This window comes from uncultured Winogradskyella sp. (assembly GCF_947498345.1).
Taxonomy (GTDB): domain Bacteria; phylum Bacteroidota; class Bacteroidia; order Flavobacteriales; family Flavobacteriaceae; genus Winogradskyella.
On sequence record NZ_CANMJY010000017.1, the window covers coordinates 1 to 18,458 of the forward strand.

An 18,458-nucleotide genomic window follows, 5' to 3' on the forward strand; every position below is an offset into this window, starting at 1 on the left:
AAAAATTTAGCTTAAATTAGTAAAACTTCTCGCTTAAATTTCTAACAGAAAAGTTCAACTTTATTTGAAGACATACAATAGCATGCATGGAATCTTAATTTTTTTCACCTCACTATCAACATCAAATACTACATCTAGATTATCACCAAGGCGCATTTTTTCAATTTGGATATAGGACTTTAAAAAGTCAATTTCATCTTCAATAGCAATCAAATTTGTGTTGTCTAAACTGAAGTTGATACGTAATAATTTAGAAAACATACTTATGTACTTATTTGTAGCCTGTTCACCTTTTAAAAAAAGTACACTTTGTATACCATTTAAAGCATTGAAAACAAAGTGAGGGTTTACTTGAGCAGAAAGTGCTCTAGATTCTAAAGTATTAATTTTAACTAAAGTGTTATGCTTTCTTTTCAATTGTTTTACATAGAATATTATTACCACTGAAGCTATAAATAGTAAAATCAAAATCATTAAGATTTTAAAACTTATAGTTTCATAAAAATAAGGGGCAATAATAAAGCTTATACTTTTATGGCTAAGAGTCTCATCATTGCCAACCTGTTTAGCAAATAGTTTTAATGTGTAATTACCTGGCATTAATGAATTAAATGTCAATACACTGTTATTAAACATCATCTTCTCGCTAATCGTTTCATCCTTGGTTAATGTGTAAAACGTTTCAAAATTTGCCGGATTATTAAATGTATGGATAGAGTTTTTTATACTTAAATTATTGTTGGACCTTGAAATTGAAAAAGTAGTATTGTGGTTGTAAATACTATCGGTGTTATAAACAGCTTCAATTTCGATAATCCCATTAATAGGTTGTGTGTCATAATTATTATCTAATATAGTTATGGTCTTTTTATTACAATAGATTATAGAATTGTCGTCTATAAGCATATTGTTTAAAGAGCCTTTACCTAAACCATCATAGGTATTTATAATTCTTTCTTTAGAAAATCCTTTGCTATTATATCTATACATATGTATGGCTCTAGAAGTACCGACATACAATCTTTGCATTTTATGATCAGATATGATACTGGAAACACTCTCTTTTAAGGAGATTTTTTGATGTAATTGTAATTGCTTGTTAAGAATAAATAAGCCTTCAGAATATGTTCCGGCGAGGACATAATCTTTATAATGACCCAATGATGATATGTTTTTAATTGTGTCATTGATTAATTGATGTTTGGTCAGTGGATTTATTTTAAATATTGCCTCTTCGTTAGAAACTATAATATTATCATTAGCAGAAATGCTTAAATTGTTGACTCTTAAATTGGTTTTGAGATTTAAAATATTACGATTTGAAGGATATTCTGTAAGAGTTGAACCTTTTATGTAGTAAGCCATATCTTTATGTGTATCTAGGTTTCTACTTGGAGCAGTCTTTACAGAAATTGTCTCTGCTAATTGTCCATTTAGGTAGTTGTATTGTATAATCTCTTTGTAACAGCTAATCAATATACCATTTTCATATTTTGAAATTTTATGAGGAATTTTTTGAGCTAAATCGCTTATTAATAGTAGTTTATAAGTTTCTATGTTATATGCGTAAAACATATTGGTATTAGTGATAAAATAGATTTTATTTTGATTCTTAATGGCGTACTTAAAGAAAACCACTTGATCAGAAAAAAGCTCCTGACTTGCTATTTGATATATCTTATAAAACTCTTTAGGAATAAAAATCAGCTCATTAATATCACTGATTACCCAAAAATTGCCATAACTATCTTCGAGGATTCTATTGGCATTATGGAAATCAATATTTAAATTAGTAAATTTTTGAGTTAGGTCATTATTTAAAATGTGCTTTTTATCAAAATGATTTTCATTTTTTTTAGAAAAATAAATACTATTGGTAGTATCGTTTCTCTTTTTGAGTTGGTATTGTTTCTCTTTACGTTTTAAACCTTCATGCAATGGTACATTAGGCTTTACAGGATAAGGCTTGAGTTGGTTTGATTGTGGTAGGTAATAATACCTTTTAGAATCGTGTATTTTACGAAAAAATAAAGTGTCTTTTTGTTCTTCTACAAAACTTAATCCATTTTCGAACTCATTTTTAAATAGCGTATAAATTTTATCGTTTTGTATATAACTAAGCCCTTTATAATAGCCAGTAAGCCAGATACGCCCTTTAGAGTCTTGACTAATTTCAAAAATATCATTACTTAAAAGACCATCCTTTTTTTGAAATACTTTAAAACTGGTTCCATTATACTTTACAACACCGTTATCAGTTGCTATCCAAATATATCCCTGTTTATCTTCAATGATCTCATAGACCAGATCAGAAGGTAATCCTATTTCCGAACCCAAGTATTTTACAGCAGAATATTGCTGTGCTGTAGCATAAAAGTGAAACGATACAATTATAACGAATAATACAATTCGTATCATAATTTTGGGTTGGTGGTTAGGTAATGCAAAAGTAGTATTTTATTTACGAAATTAATTTTACACCTAAATTTTAGAAAGCAATTTCTTTAATAAGAATTTTGAATAAAATATTATTTAAATACTTAATAATCAACAATTTAAAATGTATTTAGTAATAAATTTTTGTGCTTTTTTGTTAGAAGAAGTAATTCAAAACTACAATATAGGATTTTACCGAATATGACATTAAAATGACCGTTTATGTATTAAAAATTGCCATTTATTACTTTGTAAATATATATTTTGCTCATAGTGATATTTTGATGTTAGAAATTACAAAATTTGGTTGTTACTAATCATAATCTTGTATTTTAATAAGATTTAATTTACATTAGTTAATGATCCATTTAGTTATTAACCTAAGAAACCCCTTAAATGAATAGTATTAATGCAGTCCTTGTTGATGATGAGGTTAATAATGTAAATCTCTTAGTTCACTTCTTAAAGACGTATTGTCCTTATGTAAACATTTCCGGAACAGCAAATACAAAAGCAGATGCTATTAAAGTAATTAATGAGTTACAGCCAGACCTTTTGTTTTTAGATATTGTTTTAGATCAAGGCTCTGGGTTTGACGTTTTAGAAAGCGTGGACTACAATGAAATTAAAGTGATCTTTGTTACAGCATTTAATGAATTTGCTGTAAAAGCATTTCGTTATAACGCCATAGATTATGTAATGAAGCCTATTGAAATTGAAGAATTGATATCTGCTGTAGCTAAGGCATATAAAGATATTGAACGTAGTTTTTATACTGCGAGTGAGCAAGTAGATGTATTGGCTAAAACCATTCAGGATTATGACGATCTAAACATTATTGCGGTGCCCTCTATGGATAAAATAGATTTTATCAATTTAGAAAGTATTATATATTTTAAGTCTGAGGGTAGATACACTAATTTTTATTTAACTGAGAATAAAAAAATAGTTGCGACTAAAAATATTGGTGACTACGAGAAAACTCTAGAGGACACTCATTTTTTTAGAATTCATAACCGCTACATTGTTAATTTAACCCATGTGAAAAATATTAATAAAGCTGCAGGCAACTATTGTGAAATGTCAAATGGGGATTTATTGCCTATAGCCAAACGTAGACAAGATCAATTGCATCGTTTTCTAGGTTTAAAATAGTACGTTTACTAATTTTTAGTTTCCCTAAGTATTCAGTTATAACAATAATCTTACCACTTGTTACAATATACTACCATTAATTACGTGGACTTTAGTTAAGAAAGTAAGTTAGACTACTTTAGTTTTTTTCTCAAAGTATGAATACATATAACATCGTTGTTATTGACGACGATCAAAGTTCTGTAAAATTAATTAAGAGCTATGTTAATCGGTTTTTTCCTAATATAGCTATTAATGGTACAGCTAGTAGTGTTGAAAGTGGTGTAAAACTTGTAAAAGAATTACATCCAGATGCTGTTATTCTTGATATCCATGTAGATAAGCATAACCCTTTTCACTTATTAGATGAATTAAAACCTTATGATATTGAGATTGTTGTTTTGAGTGCTTATGAAGAATTTGCACTAAAAGCGATAAAGTATGAAATTTCAGATTATATTTTAAAGCCTTTAGAGTTAGAACAAATAATTAATGCGCTCCATAAAGTTATTAAGAAATTAAGATCTAAGAAGTATATTAAAGATTTGGAGACCAAAGCCAATAGAAAAAAAGTCAAAGATTTAGATATTATTGCTATTCCAACCTTATCAAAAATAGAATTAGAGCATCTCGATGATATTTTATTTTGTGAAGCTCAAGGACGTTATACCACAATTCACTTAAGAGATAAACAGATAGTAACCAGCAAAAATTTGGGGGAATATGAAGAAAAGCTCAAAAAAAAAGGATTTTTTAGGGTGCATAATTCGTATTTAGTTAATTTATCTAAACTAAGACATCTTTATAAGAAAAATAACGGTTTTGTATGTGAAGTGGAAGGTTACAATGGAGCAATCCCTATTTCTAAAAGGAAGACAGATGCCTTACAACGATTTTTAGAGATTAAAGATTAGATTTATTTAGCTTCAATTTGTTTTACGAGAAAAAACAGTATAATTGAGAACATAATGAGCAATGTATAACAAATAGGCTCTATATAGTTAATACAGCTAAACTTAAAGAGTACTTGACAATTAAGAATCAATAAAACAATAAAATATAAAAAGATTATGATCTTGGCTTTTGGCATATATAAACGACTTTTAATAGTTTAAATATTAAAAAGCTTATATCAATATACAATTGTAAATGAATAACTGGTATTATATCGGTATAGATGGATTATAATAACGTTTTACTGTTTCAGTAAAAGCTTTAAAAGAGACTAGTCTAGATAATTAATTTTGCTTTTAGTAGTAATAGATTAGTCTCAGAAATTTAAGCTGCTTTCTATAAGTGAATTTATCAGTTTTATACTTTAATTGTATTTGCGTTTCTGAAACCAAATGCTTGATAAGGTTATATTAATATTTAGTGTGCTAAAGTTTTCGTTAACTAAAAAACTACTGTTAGAGCCTCTGTTACCTATATTGTAAGAAAGATTTAAGTGAGAACCAGCCTTTCTGCCAAGAGGCAATCCTATACCAAAAGCGGCACTGTAATTGTCTACTTTATAACCATCTATTTCTAAATAACCACTGTTGTAGTTTAGACCTCCTCTAAAGTTAATACGTTTCCAATATTTTAAACTATTAGGATTAATAACATATTCTGCACCTATTGCAAATATGTTTTGATCTACATATTTACCCACACCGTCTTCTTGATTGGTTGTTGACCAAAGACTTGATTTATATTCGCCTGATAATAGAAAATTATTAAATGTTGTACTAAAACCAATATCAAACCTTAGAGGCAACTTAAAGTCCTCAATATTTTTGTCCGTGCTTTCTTCTAGAATAGTAATACCATCAAAAGAAAATTTTAGTGAATTTGTGTCTTGCTTTCCACCTAAGGTTGTAGGTAAATCTAAGTTTAAACCAAAATTAAAGCGATCAAGAAATTTGTATTGTAGTCCAATACCAAAAGTAGCTCCACTATAATAGCTAACATCATTAGTAGATACTCGGCTGTTTTCTGCTATTATAGCTTCTGTTTCGTCTATGGAGCCAAAGAAGTATGAGAATTTTAACCCAGCATTTAAATTAGGTGTTAACTTTCTGCTATAATCTAACCTTACTTCATTAAGACCTCCTGAACCAGTAATATTGGTTGTAAATTGTTCATTGCTACCTTCGATATTACTTTCAATGCCAATGAGAGCATAGCCAACACTAGTAGCAGGTCTTAATGAAAGACCTATACCATATTTTCCGTTACCGTTAAAGCCTAATGAAACATTAGAAAAATTTGAGGCAAAACGCATCTCATCACGACCTCCACTAGAAATACGCTGTGTTTCTGTGAACATTCCCAGATCTAAGACAAACCTTTCTTTTTCAATAGTAGCAAAAGAAGCCGGGTTGTGTAGATTAATTTGGCTACTGCTTTCTAAGGCAACACCTAAGTTTCCCATACCACTATTTCTACCTGTATTGCTAGTACTTTCAACTCCTATTCCAAATAATGAATATGGAGAACCTGTTAAATTATTAGTTTGAGCACTAATTTGAGCCCATGTGAGCATTAGAACATACAAAGGAATAATTATTTTATTCATTGTTTAAAATAGCGTAGGTTAAGACTAGTTTTGCTTCAAAGTCATTATTAAAGGCGTCATTAAATTGTATACTATTTATTGTGGAGTTAAACTCTGGTGGTAATAAAACAAGTGCATCTTCAGTTTCGGGCTGCTCTAAAAATTTTCTATCCACAAACTCTAGGACTGGTACAGAATAGATAATATCGCCAAACTCTTGATTTTCCCTGACTAAAGAGGCTGTGATAAAATCGATATTATTTGAAATTTGAGATGTTAAATCATTATTTTGATTCACTAGGTATAGGAATAAAATGTCTGAAATAGGTCTTATATCTGAATAAGAATCATTACTGGGTTTTATTTCTAAAGTAGCATTAAGTATAGTGCCAGTTCCTGGTATTTCTTTAAGCCTTTTAATAGATGGGAATTCGATGCGAGTCACATAACCTATGCCAGCTTGTAAGTATGAGAAGTTATTACTTTCAGTAGATGAGAGTATGTTTTCTTGGTCATTAATTAACTCAAGGGGTAAGTCGCTAACATCACTTTTAATATTATTAAAATAAGTATTGGTATCAAACAGATTTATGATTAATTCTAATTCCTCTTCCTCATCTTCTAATTCATTTGGTATAGTATAATATAGCTTAACATGGCTCTCAGTAACATTGAAACCAATAATTGAGCCGTTATCACTATTATCTGGTTGTATAGTTATTCCTTTTAGTATCTGTGCCAAAGATTCAGTATCTTCTAATTCGTTATCTTGAATACCTTGAAATATTTCTTGCCCAAATTGAAAAGGTAGAGCAACATATAAAGAATCTCTACTGGGCTCTGGTATAAAACTTTGAGAGGCTAGAGGTATAGGTTCATAATCAAATTCAGAGGTATTGTAAAGGTTACCATTTTCACTATCTAAGCGGTCTAAAAGCTTATGAACATTAATAGTTATAGTCTGAGTAGTATCGTTATAAAAATAATTATCATAGTTAAGAACTAAGCCCACGCTATCTAGTACTGCTTCATCATCTACGAAAAAAATATTCGAAGTTAATTCAAAATAAGAAGAAGCTCTTATGTTACCAAAATTAGAATCTTCATATCTTCCAAATAAAAGGCGCTGAGAATTTGATGTTATAATAGAATCAAACTTCATTGTAGATAAACTAACTTCTAAGGTGTCTATAGAAAGAACTCTAATGTTAGTGTTGGTAAAATCTTCACCTACAGTTAGAGTAGGAACGTTATCGGGTTCAGAACATCTGACTAGTATTATAATGCCACATAGTGCTAGGGCGATTTGTTTTATAATCTTAAAGTCCATAAGCTCAATTTTGAACAAAAAAAGCCATTAAAAAAGAACGTAGGAATATTATTATACGAGTACTGACTTTATATATACAAAAGCAATATAACTCTCTATAAATACTAAACTTAGAATTGGTATATAGAATAGCCTGATTAATCTATAAAAAAAGGATGCTGGTATAGTTTGTTTAAAAGTCACCAAAGCATGCTTTAAGTTCGCATTGATGAAAAAAATCACAATAATACTTTTTAGTTTTTTTGTCAATTTATCAATAGCACAAAACTCATTATTTACAGGTGGTGGTTTAGAGGTTGGTAGATTTGAGTATAGTATTCTGCCAAGTTTAGGAAATACACAAGTGGAAAAAACCGCTTTATCAATAGGTGCGGTCAAAAAACTAGGTAAATCTTTATTGACTTTTAGGCTGGGCTATACTAAATACGATATTTATTTCAAGGATGTTTTACTCACTAATACTTTAGATACTTTTGAAAACATTCATAATGTAAGATTTAGTCTTATTTATCGAAAACCATTAAAAAATAATTGGTCTATCAATGCTTTAATTTCACCTATGTTATCGTCTACGCTTGATGGAAATTTATCAACGGACGATTTTTTCTATAATACATTTTTGAGCACTAGTAAAATATGGGTGAAAGATAGTTTAAAATCTAGCCTTACACTTGGAGCAGGTTTTGGAACCTTATTCGGTAGGCCAATTTTCTTTCCAATACTATCTTATAACAAACAAATAAACTCTAATACTAGATATAGTATTGGATTGCCAATGACTGGTTTCTTTCATGATTTTAACAAGAAGAATGCAATCAATTTTACGTTAAGTCCAGAAGGGTTCTTTGCAAATAATTCGACCAGTATTTTAAATGCGCAAAATGAGAAAATCAGAAACTCAAGAATTCAGCTTAACGGATTAAAACTTACGTTAGGCTATCAACTAAAATTCGATGAGCATTGGATAACACATTTCAAACTAGGGTATATACCAGTTAGTAATATGGAGATTATTGATTTAGAAGATAAGACCTTATACGATATTAATACCAACGAAACAATTTTTCTCAACATAGCAGTAAGCTTTAATTTAAATAAAAAAAGAAATGAAGAAACAAACAATTAATAGCAGAATTTTAATAATAGCATGTCTATTCATTGTCCCTTTTTATAGTTGTGAAGACGACGATGACGACAATGATTTAATCGGTAATTGGGCAGAAACCTCAGTGTTTAATGAGGAACCTAGAAGTAGTGCCACCGCTTTTACCATTGGTGATAAAGGTTATATGGGAACTGGTTTTGATGGTGATGATTACTTTAATGATTTTTGGACTTACGACTTTGCAACAAATTCCTGGCAGCAACTTGCAGATTTTCCTGGCCAGGAAAGGAGTTCTGCTGTGTCATTTACAATAAACGGAAAAGGGTATATAGGAACAGGATTTAATGGTGATACCAATCAAGAGTTATCAGATTTTTATGAATATGATGTTACTTCTAACTCATGGCAACAAATAGCAGATTTTGGAGGTACAGCACGCTATGGTAGTGTAGGTTTTGGCTCAGATTCTTTCGGATACGTAGGTACTGGCTTTGATGGAGATGGTGACAAGAAAGATTTTTGGAAATATGATCCGGCAATAGATGAATGGGAAGAATTATTTGGATTTGGCGGTTCAAAGCGAAGAGATGGTGTAACATTTACTATAGGCTCTGACGTTTATTTGGCTACAGGCGTAAGTAATGGAATATATGAAGAAGATTTTTGGGTCTTCAATATGAATACTGAAACATGGTCTGTTTTAACTGATATTGATGACGACGACGATGATAATGTTTTAAGGGCTAATGCTGTAGCATTTTCATTAAATGGATTGGGTTATATAGCTTGCGGTGAAGTAGGAGGGTCATTGGATACTGTGTATGAATATAATCCTAATAGAGATGAGTGGGTAGAAAGAACATCATTTGAGAGAGTTGCAAGAAGAGATGCTGTTGCTTTTAGTAATGGGCAGAGAGCATTTGTAGCTCTTGGGCGTAATGGGACGCTTTACCTCGATGATAATATGGAATTTTTCCCAACTGATTCACAAGATGATGATGATAACTAAATACATTTTAAGTTTTATTATTGATTGTTAGTTTGGCTCATTAAGCTTTAAAATTGATATGATTAATAGCCAAATGTTGAGTCAGGTAAAATATGATACTCCATTTTATATTGCTCCTGACTCTTTTTATTTAAAATAGAAAATAAATTGAAAGTTTATGGCAATGAAAGAATTATTTAAGTATATATCCGTTTTTGTTATAATTATTATAGGTATAGTTTTAGTTATTAACACTTTAGTATTGGTTAATGCGGATGACAAAAAAGAAAGCAAAGGGTATTCTTTAAAAGTTATTCAAAAAGATAGTAGCTGGATTTATGTAATCGCAAAAAATGATAAAGTCTTAATAAAACAAGAATATGTGCCAGCTGTTAAAGGAAGAAGAGTTTTTAAATCAAAAGAAGACGCTGAAATTATAGGAAAGTTAGTTTTGAATAAATTATATAGAAATCAAACACCAAGATTAACCATTGATGAGGTAATGTCCAATAGTATTACCTTTAATAACTTAATAGTAGAATAAACATATATTATTTTGAAAAATGTATCACATTTAAAAGAGGTATTTATTCATATATCCGTATGGTTGTGTTTATCCTTAATACCAATAACTATATCATTTCTCGAATTAGATAGAATACCATCAGATGTATACTCTAGGGTCTTGTTAATGCCTGTATTGTTCTATTCCAATTATTTCATTTTTGTTCCTAAGTTACTATTAAAAAAGAAGGTTTTACTATATATCGTTACGTCGGTTTTATTTTTAGCCAGTTTTAATTATTTAATGATTAATATGGTGCCAAATGTTTCTTTTAATACAATGCAAGAAGAAATAATAAAGCAACGTGGTAATATTCGATTTTTAAAGGGGATGCGGTATATGATGCCTCTAATATTTTCTTTATCTATTTTTTTGTTGGGGGGTATTTTTTCTTTGGTTATAGACTTTTACAAGAGAGAGCGTTTATCAAAACAATTAGAAAACAATAAAAAAGAAATTGAACTACAATTTTTAAGAACCCAATTAAACCCACATTTTTTATTCAACTCATTAAATAGTATCTATTCATTAGTAAGGAGTAAATCCGATGATGCCCAAGAAGCTGTTATAACTTTATCAGAACTTATGCGCTACATGCTCTACGAAGTAGGTGAGGCAAAAGTGCCTTTAGAAATAGAAATTAATTATATTAAACACTATATAGCATTACAAAGACTAAGACTTAAAAATTCGGAAGACGTTAAGCTGAATATTCATGGAGATACAAAACATCTTAAAATACACCCTTTGGTTTTAATTTCATTTATTGAAAATGCATTTAAATATGGTACGGATTACCAAGGTAACACTCGCATTAGTATACTAATACAAATAGATGAAGATTTATTGCGTTTTAAAGTAGAGAATATTATTGGTTTTCATAAAAAAGATGAAACTAACTCTGGTGTTGGGTTAATAAATATAGAGAATCAACTCAACTATCTATATAATGGTAACCACCAATTAATCACTAAAACAGAAGATGGTTATTATAAAGTGGATTTGTCTTTAAAATTAGAACAAAATGAAATGTATAATAATTGATGATGAACCTTTAGCTATTAAAGTTGTAGAGTCTTATTGCAATGCTTTAGGATCACTAACTGTTGTTAAAACTTTTACCAATGCTCTAGAGGCTTTAGATTTTTTGAACAATAATAGAGTTGATCTAGTATTTTCAGACATAGAAATGCCGCAAATTTCTGGTATAGACTTCATTAAATCTATTGAAAACAACAGACCCTTTTTTATTTTTACAACTGCATACCCTCAATATGCATTAGAGGGTTTTGATTTAAATGCGACCGACTATTTGGTAAAACCAATTCCTTTTCCAAGATTTATTAAAGCAATAAATAGGGTTAAGGAATTATTAAATTTAAATCAAAATAAAATAGGTGCCAACCTATCTTCTGCTGGCTATGAAAAACAAATAGATGATGATTTTATTTTTATAAAATCCGAATATGAAAATCTAAAGCTTAACGTATCTGAAATATTATTTATTCAAGGCCTAAAGGATTATTTAAAAATAGTATTGGTTAATACTAAACCAGTACTAACGTTAATGAATTTTAAACAAATTTTACATAAGCTGCCTAATAAACAATTTCTTAGGGTGCATAGATCATATGTTGTTAATGTAAATAAAATTAGTTCTATTCAGAAGAATAAAATTATATTAAATAATGAGCGGATTCCAATAGGAGAAGTATATAAAAGTGAAGTTTACAATAGATTTAAAATTAAGTAACCTTAATATAAATTATCTAACATTTTTTAATTTACTAATAGTTAGGAAAACTAATTTCTATTATTTAGGGACTTAGCCAAAGAGTATAACTTTAATCGGAAGGTTGTTGTTGTGTTACACAATGTATCATTCCGCCATTTTCGTATAAATTCCTTACATCAATTCCAACAACAGTTCTAGAGGGATACAAGGTTTGAATTAAAGCATTTGCAATTGCATCATTTGAGTCGTTATAGTTAGGAACTAATACTTTTGTATTGGCTATGTAGTAGTTTATATATGAACCTTTATAGCCCAAATTTGTTCCGTTTGTAGTTACCACATTGTTCTTAGTTAATGGTACTTTTAAAAAAGAATAGGGGTTTTTATTTTTGTCTTTTGCAGCGTAGAGTTTATCAATATCTGATTGTTGAACATCATAATTCAATAAATCATTTGGTTCCATGGTAACAATTGTATTTGAATTTCCAAATCTTGCAAAACCGTCAATATGTTGGTCTGTAATTTCAAGTCCGGCTTGTCCATCAAGCCAAATAAAATTTGTTACTCCCAAATACTTTTTAAATATCTTCTCAGCTTGTATTTGACTAATTCCCGGATTTCTGTTATTGTTCAGTATAGAACTTTTGCAAGCCATTAATGTCCCATTTCCATCAATTTCTATGCTACCACCTTCATTTATCATCTCAGAATTAAGGTCTATAATTGTTCTTCCTTGATCTGAGGCAATTTTCGAAGGAATTTCATTGCATTTATCCGACTGAATTAATAACCCGGTTATATCATCAACTTTATTTCCCCAACCGTTAAATCCCCAATCTTCAATAACTAAATTTCCATTTTTATCCCTAACATATATAGGCCCATTATCCCTAATCCATGTGTCATCAGTTTCATAGAGTTTAAAATCAACATTTGTTAATGAAACACCTTCGATAGTTAATAATGAAATTATTCTGTCTTTTTCAGTTTGATCATAAGCGATGATATGAACGTTTTCGCTCGATACTAATTCTTTTGTCATCGAAACCCAAGTTGCATCCAAGCGATTTCTGTAGGCAACTCCATATTGGTGCTGATGCGGCCATTGAAGCCATGTGCCTTCATGTGGTTCGCTCTCTTCTGGCATTGTATACATAATTTCTACCTTATTTATTGGTTCTGTAGCATCATTGTTGTTTTGACAAGAAGTTACTACCGCTAAAAACATTAATAATATTATATTCATTTGAGTCATTTCTATATTTCAATTAAATTCCTAATCGGTCGGTTTTAATTGTTATTAACGTGTTTATTTATAATTTATGTTGTTACAGAACAAGTTAGCAAAAAAGGAAAAAAGACACAGGGTTTTATTAGAAACCTTTAGACACTTGTTAAATCGTATAAACTATCTCGTTGTTGACGCTGATATTACATTTTCATTCGATTTTTTAAAAAATAGATTTAATTGCTTTTACAAGTATTCTTAAGAATTCAAAGGGTAATACATCTTCATGGCAACCCATAAAAAAAGCCCAACACTCTCGTATTAGACTTTTACTGTTGTAGCGAGATCGAGATTTGAACTCGAGACCTCCGGGTTATAAATACTCCTATTAGGTTCAAATAACCCATTTTAGAGGTTTTTAATGCCCTATATATTGTAAATCGTGTTCCAAAACGTGTTCAGTTTTGTGTTCACTTATTATCTATCTAAATTAGATTAATGTTCTTAACTAAACAAGAAATATTTGCTAAAATTAAAGCCATGTAAAAACGACGAAGTGAACATCTTGCCAACTATGCTTGTCTCAACCTTAATTATAGATATATTCTAGGAGCCAATTTGAAAAACTAAATAATATAAAACTCTCATTCTACTAGGTTTAAGAAGCGTTCATTATATCAAAGCACAAGAACAGGCTCTTTTTAAAGAATCTGTTCTATGTTAGTTGTTAATTATCAATAACTAGTGTTTACTAATTTGCAAAAGCGTCAATTAGGAACATTACCTAGTCTTCGTAAACTAACTATTAGATTTTGGTAAAATTGTTTTTTAAAGTATATATAAATAGTTTTAAAACAGTTTTAATTTTATTCACAGTTTGGTAAATTTTCAATCAGAAACAAAATAGCTAATTCTGATTTTTTTAAAAAAACTTTATGGCGAGAATTTTCTCCTGCATCTATACAAATTAAATCCCCTTTACTGAAGCTGATTTTTTGTTTCTTGAATATTATTGATAGACTTCCTTCAAGTACGCATCCAAAATGCCCTTTACTGCACCAATCCTTTTCTTCAAACCCTTTGTGAAATTTTAATAATCGTAATTTTTGATTATTAAAAAATATTACTTTCTCTTCGACTCCTGTTTTTGTATGTAACCATTTTATATGGTCAAAGCTTATTTTATATTCTTTTTTCAATTAAATGAAACAATAATGTTGATTTATGGTGCTATAAAGATGCGGCTGCTCAACGGTTTCACTATTCTAATTCAGCGAATCTGTATAAATTTACTCGCTAAATAGCAAATAACCTTTGATAGGAAAATATTTTGAGGAAGTAAATCGTATAAACTTTCGAGTCATGTTTCTTTTTATATTATTGTTTAAATTTAATTCTATATTCTAAGTAAATATATATGTCTTGATAATTTGTTTGCTTTTATTGAATTAGGATACTATTATTCTATTGTAATTATAGCTTTGAGTAAGTTTAAAAAAAGCAAAAATAATTCAAGTAATAATTTTGCTTCTGGCAAAGTTGTTTAAAATCTTAAAACTGAATTTTATGAAAAATACGCTGAAATTATTAATATTCTTTTTTTATTTTTTCACGTTGGCACAATCTGAGGAATCAAATAAAGAAATGGACAAGTTATCTATTTTAGAAGGTAAATGGATAATTGAAAATTATGAAAATAAGGAGGGTGAAAGGTGGATTAATCTTGGGACTTCATATTCAAATATTAAATTAGAACATAGTGGTAAATTTATTAGTGAAAGGAATACATATTTGACATCAAATGGAGAAATTAATATGATTACACATATTGGATTTGACAGAAGGATTAACGCCTATAAGCTGTCAGCTATGGATAAAGAATATGGATTAATGGACATTTATACAGGAAAATGGGAGGAAGAACGTCTTATTTTTACCAATCTTACGTCAGATCAGCCTATACTTCTTAATAACGAAAAAAAACTATCATTTAGGGTATCCTATTTCAATTTAAGCAAAAATAGTTTTGAGCATTTAGTTGAGGGCACATTAGATGAAGGTAAGACATGGTTTGTTTTTTCGAAAAGCAAATATAATAGGCGTAAAAAGAATTAAGGCTTTAAGTTAGCTAAGTGAATTATCACTCGGCTGTATTACATTAAACTAACTAAATAGATAGATAAAGCTACATTTATCAATCTGTTTGAAGTTCTTTCATCTGTTTTAATGGAAAAGTTGATACAAAAAATAGAACACCTTAAGTTACTGTAATTTTTTAGAGCTTAAAAAACACTCATAAAGAAGGATAAAATATGGATTTTTCGTATCAAGAAGAATTTTAAGGATAAGTTAATTAAAAAACAACTATGGAAATAGAAGAAATTTGGATCAAACAAAGCCACAACAATCAATTAAAAACTAAAAATATTTTTAGTAAGAAGAGTAAAAGCCCTCTAAGATTATTAAAACGCAACTTAAAAATTAATTGCTTTTCATTAATATTCACTTTTGTTTTCTTTGTTTGTGTAGCAATCATATTCCCCAATAAAATTATAAAATCATTAAGCTTATTGTTTTGCTTATACAATATATATGAATTAACAAAAACAATTAATTTCTATAAAGATTTTGCTTCCTTTGAGGATATTTTATTTACTGTAAATATTAAGACGCATCTAGAGATTCATAGTAAATTAATAAAACAAAGTATAAAATCTCAAGAGAAAAAATCATTATTTTTTCTTCCTTGTAGTGTAATTCTAGGACTAATAATAGGATCAACGATATTACAGAATGATATCGATCCAATCATTCAAATGAGTTTCATAATAGTTGCTATTATTTCGATTTTTATTACCACACCTTTATTATATCTTGTCAATAAAAAAATTAATAATCAGATGTATTCTATACATCTCGCAAGAATGGATGTAATGATAAACTTATTAAATTAATCATAAGATTTATTACACTTATTATTTGAGTCAACTAAACTGAATATTTCGTTATATTATAAATAAAATTTACACTTCTAAAGATTGCAAAAGTTTTATATGGGATTGACATTTTCATTTTAAAATCAAGAGTATCATGAAAAAAAATAAATTTATTTATGTCTGGGAGTATTTTGTAAAGGATGATTGTATATCTAAATTTAAAAACATATATAACCCTCAAGGTGATTGGGCTCAATTATTTAAAAAAAGTCAAGGATTTATTGAAACTGAGTTCTACCAAGATATTCAAAATAAAAATAGATTTATTACAGTTGACTCTTGGGATTCAAAGGAAGCTAGGGATAACTTTAGGGAAAACTATTCTGAGGGGTTTAGAATACTTGATAAATTTTGTGAAAAGCTAACAAAACACGAAAATTTTATTGGTGATTTTTATACTAGTAATCATCTTAAAATAGATTAAAGTTTTCCTATTTCGTTTTTTGATGTTTAATGATGTTGATTATTAAAATTTATGAACTAGTATATTTATCTTTTGAAAATATGAGAGAAATAAAGATTTTATATAATAACAATAATAAATGTAGTGTTGCTATTAATAATTCGAATACTATAATATTAACTCAATCCCTAAAAGAGTTTGGTTGGATAGGAGAGGAGTTATCTTCAACAGATATGCTAGCAGCTGCACTTGGCACATGCATTGCCACAACAATTGAAAATATTTTAGAAAGCAATAACATTAGTCACCATAAGGTCGAAATTTTGGTTAAGAAAGAGTTATCTCTTATTCATAGGGGTATAAAATCTATATCGATTGATATTATTATTAAAGAAGATGTTAAAACAAATGTCTTAAGAATGATTAAAAAAGCCGCAAGAACCTGTCTTGTTTCAAGAATCTTATTGATAAATATCAATATATCTGTCTTGACCTTATTACCAACATAGTGACGAAGACTTAATAATTATATTTAGGTATCAAAACTGATAATACTCTTTATAAAAAGTTCATTTCTCTTGATATAAAAAATGACTACCTTATTTATTGAATACAATATAACCCACATATATTTTAATTGCAGAACATTTAAAATTTATTTGTATCGTCTACTTCATAGCTAAGAGTTTGAATATTTACTATTAAATTATTTTAAAAAGTCAGAAAACTAGTAATGAATTATAAACGTAGTTAGTAATTGTCGATTTTTTATGGTTCAAGTCGGTCTAGTTGATCTCTGAACCATGAAATCATTGGCGACTCTTTAGAAATAGCAATTTTTAATCCTTTATTTAAATATTCTTTAGCTTTTTCAACCTGGTTATCTTTTGAATAAGCTTGAGCTGCAAACCCATTAAGTTGTAATCCTTTAGGATATGCTTTTAAACCAAGTTCGTATATTTCGATAGACGTTTTGTAATCCTCATTTACATAAAAATACCGTCCCATATTGACTAATTGAGTATAATTTGGAGTAATATTAAAATTATATATTTTGGATAATTCCTGTAATGCTTTTTTTAAATCTGAGAAGTTACGAGAATTGTAAATATGATCGATATTCCAGTTTTTAAAAAGAAATTTTAATCCATAATGTAAGGCAGGAGTGACTGTAGAAAGATGATCTTCATCAAATAAATCGAGATAATCTACTTCAAAATTTCGGCTATTCTTTATATCAGATTTAAACTTTAGATATTGATTATGCATAGCTTCACCATCTTTACCTAAAATACCTTCATTAGCCATAGTAATGAAAACTAATTTGTTTTGATTGAATTCTGGAGCTTTTAATATTTCTTTCCATTTTTCTGCCAACGATTGATTGTCCCACCACAAACTAGGACTAATAGATAAATGATTGTTAAATAAATCTAATCGGCTTTCTGTAAGCGCATATAATGCAAGCATTGCTCCAATAGAATGTCCGATAAGAGTATTGTGATTAGAAGATGGATAATTATTATTAATATATGGGATTAATTCGTTAGCAAAAAATGAAAGGAAATTATCACCCCCTCCTGTTTTCATATAATCAACTTTTAGGTCACTTGGTGAATAATCGTATTCTCTATTAATTCCAGTAATACCAACTACAATTACATTAGGCATTAGATTAGCCCTAGCTAAAGCTTTTGAAACTCCAACAACATTATGAAAGTTATGTTCTCCATCAAGTACATAAATTACTGGAAAAATTGATTGGGGGTTATTTAAACTGTTTTTTTCTATTTTAGGAGTATGAATCCAAATTTCACGATCCCCAGATAAGATTGTAGATTTGAATGAAAGAGATTTATATCCAGTTGCAGTATTATGTTGTGCGTTTATGGAATTAAGGCATAGAGTAAAGACGATTAATAATAAAGATTTTTTAGTCATAATTTTTTATTGTTAAAGTATTCTATTTATGGATTGAAATAAATTAATTATAGTACTC

17 protein-coding genes are annotated in these 18,458 nt (G+C 28.9%); 11 read left to right on the top strand and 6 right to left on the bottom strand.

Going from position 1 to position 18,458, the window contains the following annotated elements; translation table 11 throughout:
* Positions 1–60: 60 nt before the first annotated feature.
* Complete coding sequence (locus Q0912_RS17105) at positions 61–2,418, bottom strand: histidine kinase (RefSeq protein WP_299117412.1); 2,358 nt, start codon at positions 2,416–2,418, stop codon at positions 61–63.
* Between the two features lie 414 nt (positions 2,419–2,832).
* Between Q0912_RS17105 and Q0912_RS17110 the strand changes: the two genes are divergently transcribed.
* A complete protein-coding gene (locus Q0912_RS17110) occupies positions 2,833–3,591 on the top strand; it encodes a LytTR family DNA-binding domain-containing protein (RefSeq protein WP_299117414.1) in 759 nt (252 codons plus the stop codon).
* 137 nt (positions 3,592–3,728) lie between these two features.
* A complete protein-coding gene (locus tag Q0912_RS17115) occupies positions 3,729–4,484 on the top strand; it encodes a LytTR family DNA-binding domain-containing protein (protein ID WP_299117417.1) in 756 nt (251 codons plus the stop codon).
* Between the two features lie 404 nt (positions 4,485–4,888).
* On the opposite strand, the gene Q0912_RS17120 is transcribed toward Q0912_RS17115, so the two are convergent.
* Positions 4,889–6,130, bottom strand: coding sequence for a hypothetical protein (locus tag Q0912_RS17120; protein ID WP_299117420.1), 1,242 nt, complete (start codon positions 6,128–6,130; stop codon positions 4,889–4,891).
* On the bottom strand, positions 6,123–7,439 hold the full coding sequence (locus tag Q0912_RS17125; protein WP_299117423.1) for a DUF4270 family protein: 1,317 nt from the start codon (positions 7,437–7,439) through the stop codon (positions 6,123–6,125). Before Q0912_RS17125 ends, Q0912_RS17120 begins: the two co-directional genes overlap by 8 nt.
* A 208-nt stretch (positions 7,440–7,647) precedes the next feature.
* On the opposite strand from Q0912_RS17125, the gene Q0912_RS17130 reads away from it, so the two are divergent.
* The 5 genes from Q0912_RS17130 to Q0912_RS17150 all read left to right on the top strand — a co-directional run bounded on the left by Q0912_RS17130 (position 7,648) and on the right by Q0912_RS17150 (position 11,850).
* A complete protein-coding gene (locus Q0912_RS17130; protein ID WP_299117426.1) occupies positions 7,648–8,565 on the top strand; it encodes a DUF6268 family outer membrane beta-barrel protein in 918 nt (305 codons plus the stop codon).
* A complete protein-coding gene (locus Q0912_RS17135; protein ID WP_299117429.1) occupies positions 8,546–9,553 on the top strand; it encodes a kelch repeat-containing protein in 1,008 nt (335 codons plus the stop codon). The genes Q0912_RS17130 and Q0912_RS17135 overlap by 20 nt, the downstream gene beginning before the upstream one ends.
* A 163-nt stretch (positions 9,554–9,716) precedes the next feature.
* Positions 9,717–10,076, top strand: coding sequence for a DUF4907 domain-containing protein (locus Q0912_RS17140; RefSeq protein WP_299117432.1), 360 nt, complete (start codon positions 9,717–9,719; stop codon positions 10,074–10,076).
* A gap of 12 nt (positions 10,077–10,088) precedes the next feature.
* A complete protein-coding gene (locus Q0912_RS17145) occupies positions 10,089–11,141 on the top strand; it encodes a histidine kinase (protein ID WP_299117435.1) in 1,053 nt (350 codons plus the stop codon).
* Complete coding sequence (locus Q0912_RS17150; RefSeq protein WP_299117438.1) at positions 11,122–11,850, top strand: LytTR family DNA-binding domain-containing protein; 729 nt, start codon at positions 11,122–11,124, stop codon at positions 11,848–11,850. The genes Q0912_RS17145 and Q0912_RS17150 overlap by 20 nt, the downstream gene beginning before the upstream one ends.
* 91 nt (positions 11,851–11,941) lie before the next feature.
* On the opposite strand, the gene Q0912_RS17155 is transcribed toward Q0912_RS17150, so the two are convergent.
* On the bottom strand, positions 11,942–13,078 hold the full coding sequence (locus Q0912_RS17155; RefSeq protein ID WP_299117441.1) for an agmatine deiminase family protein: 1,137 nt from the start codon (positions 13,076–13,078) through the stop codon (positions 11,942–11,944).
* A gap of 848 nt (positions 13,079–13,926) precedes the next feature.
* Positions 13,927–14,259, bottom strand: a complete 333-nt coding sequence (locus tag Q0912_RS17160; RefSeq protein WP_299117444.1) for a hypothetical protein — start codon at positions 14,257–14,259, stop codon at positions 13,927–13,929.
* 367 nt (positions 14,260–14,626) lie between these two features.
* On the opposite strand from Q0912_RS17160, the gene Q0912_RS17165 reads away from it, so the two are divergent.
* The 4 genes from Q0912_RS17165 (at position 14,627) to Q0912_RS17180 (ending at position 16,968) form a co-directional block, all read left to right on the top strand.
* On the top strand, positions 14,627–15,175 hold the full coding sequence (locus Q0912_RS17165; protein ID WP_299117447.1) for a hypothetical protein: 549 nt from the start codon (positions 14,627–14,629) through the stop codon (positions 15,173–15,175).
* Positions 15,176–15,426: 251 nt separating this feature from the next.
* On the top strand, positions 15,427–16,014 hold the full coding sequence (locus tag Q0912_RS17170) for a hypothetical protein (RefSeq protein ID WP_299117450.1): 588 nt from the start codon (positions 15,427–15,429) through the stop codon (positions 16,012–16,014).
* Positions 16,015–16,150: 136 nt separating this feature from the next.
* Positions 16,151–16,480: an antibiotic biosynthesis monooxygenase gene (locus tag Q0912_RS17175; protein WP_299117452.1), complete on the top strand. Its 330-nt coding sequence runs from the start codon at positions 16,151–16,153 to the stop codon at positions 16,478–16,480.
* An 80-nt stretch (positions 16,481–16,560) separates the two neighbouring features.
* On the top strand, positions 16,561–16,968 hold the full coding sequence (locus tag Q0912_RS17180) for an OsmC family protein (protein ID WP_299117454.1): 408 nt from the start codon (positions 16,561–16,563) through the stop codon (positions 16,966–16,968).
* 259 nt (positions 16,969–17,227) lie between these two features.
* On the opposite strand, the gene Q0912_RS17185 is transcribed toward Q0912_RS17180, so the two are convergent.
* A complete protein-coding gene (locus Q0912_RS17185) occupies positions 17,228–18,400 on the bottom strand; it encodes an alpha/beta hydrolase-fold protein (RefSeq protein ID WP_299117457.1) in 1,173 nt (390 codons plus the stop codon).
* Positions 18,401–18,458: the final 58 nt, after the last annotated feature.

Bases quoted from the DNA above. Each gene is read 5' to 3' on its own strand.
- Q0912_RS17105 (WP_299117412.1), bottom strand. From the start codon at position 2,418: ATGATACGAATTGTATTATTCGTTATAATTGTATCGTTTCACTTTTAT.
- Q0912_RS17110 (WP_299117414.1), top strand. From the start codon at position 2,833: ATGAATAGTATTAATGCAGTCCTTGTTGATGATGAGGTTAATAATGTA.
- Q0912_RS17115 (WP_299117417.1), top strand. From the start codon at position 3,729: ATGAATACATATAACATCGTTGTTATTGACGACGATCAAAGTTCTGTA.
- Q0912_RS17120 (WP_299117420.1), bottom strand. From the start codon at position 6,130: ATGAATAAAATAATTATTCCTTTGTATGTTCTAATGCTCACATGGGCT.
- Q0912_RS17125 (WP_299117423.1), bottom strand. From the start codon at position 7,439: ATGGACTTTAAGATTATAAAACAAATCGCCCTAGCACTATGTGGCATT.
- Q0912_RS17130 (WP_299117426.1), top strand. From the start codon at position 7,648: ATGAAAAAAATCACAATAATACTTTTTAGTTTTTTTGTCAATTTATCA.
- Q0912_RS17135 (WP_299117429.1), top strand. From the start codon at position 8,546: ATGAAGAAACAAACAATTAATAGCAGAATTTTAATAATAGCATGTCTA.
- Q0912_RS17140 (WP_299117432.1), top strand. From the start codon at position 9,717: ATGAAAGAATTATTTAAGTATATATCCGTTTTTGTTATAATTATTATA.
- Q0912_RS17150 (WP_299117438.1), top strand. From the start codon at position 11,122: ATGAAATGTATAATAATTGATGATGAACCTTTAGCTATTAAAGTTGTA.
- Q0912_RS17155 (WP_299117441.1), bottom strand. From the start codon at position 13,078: ATGAATATAATATTATTAATGTTTTTAGCGGTAGTAACTTCTTGTCAA.
- Q0912_RS17165 (WP_299117447.1), top strand. From the start codon at position 14,627: ATGAAAAATACGCTGAAATTATTAATATTCTTTTTTTATTTTTTCACG.
- Q0912_RS17170 (WP_299117450.1), top strand. From the start codon at position 15,427: ATGGAAATAGAAGAAATTTGGATCAAACAAAGCCACAACAATCAATTA.
- Q0912_RS17175 (WP_299117452.1), top strand. From the start codon at position 16,151: ATGAAAAAAAATAAATTTATTTATGTCTGGGAGTATTTTGTAAAGGAT.
- Q0912_RS17180 (WP_299117454.1), top strand. From the start codon at position 16,561: ATGAGAGAAATAAAGATTTTATATAATAACAATAATAAATGTAGTGTT.
- Q0912_RS17185 (WP_299117457.1), bottom strand. From the start codon at position 18,400: ATGACTAAAAAATCTTTATTATTAATCGTCTTTACTCTATGCCTTAAT.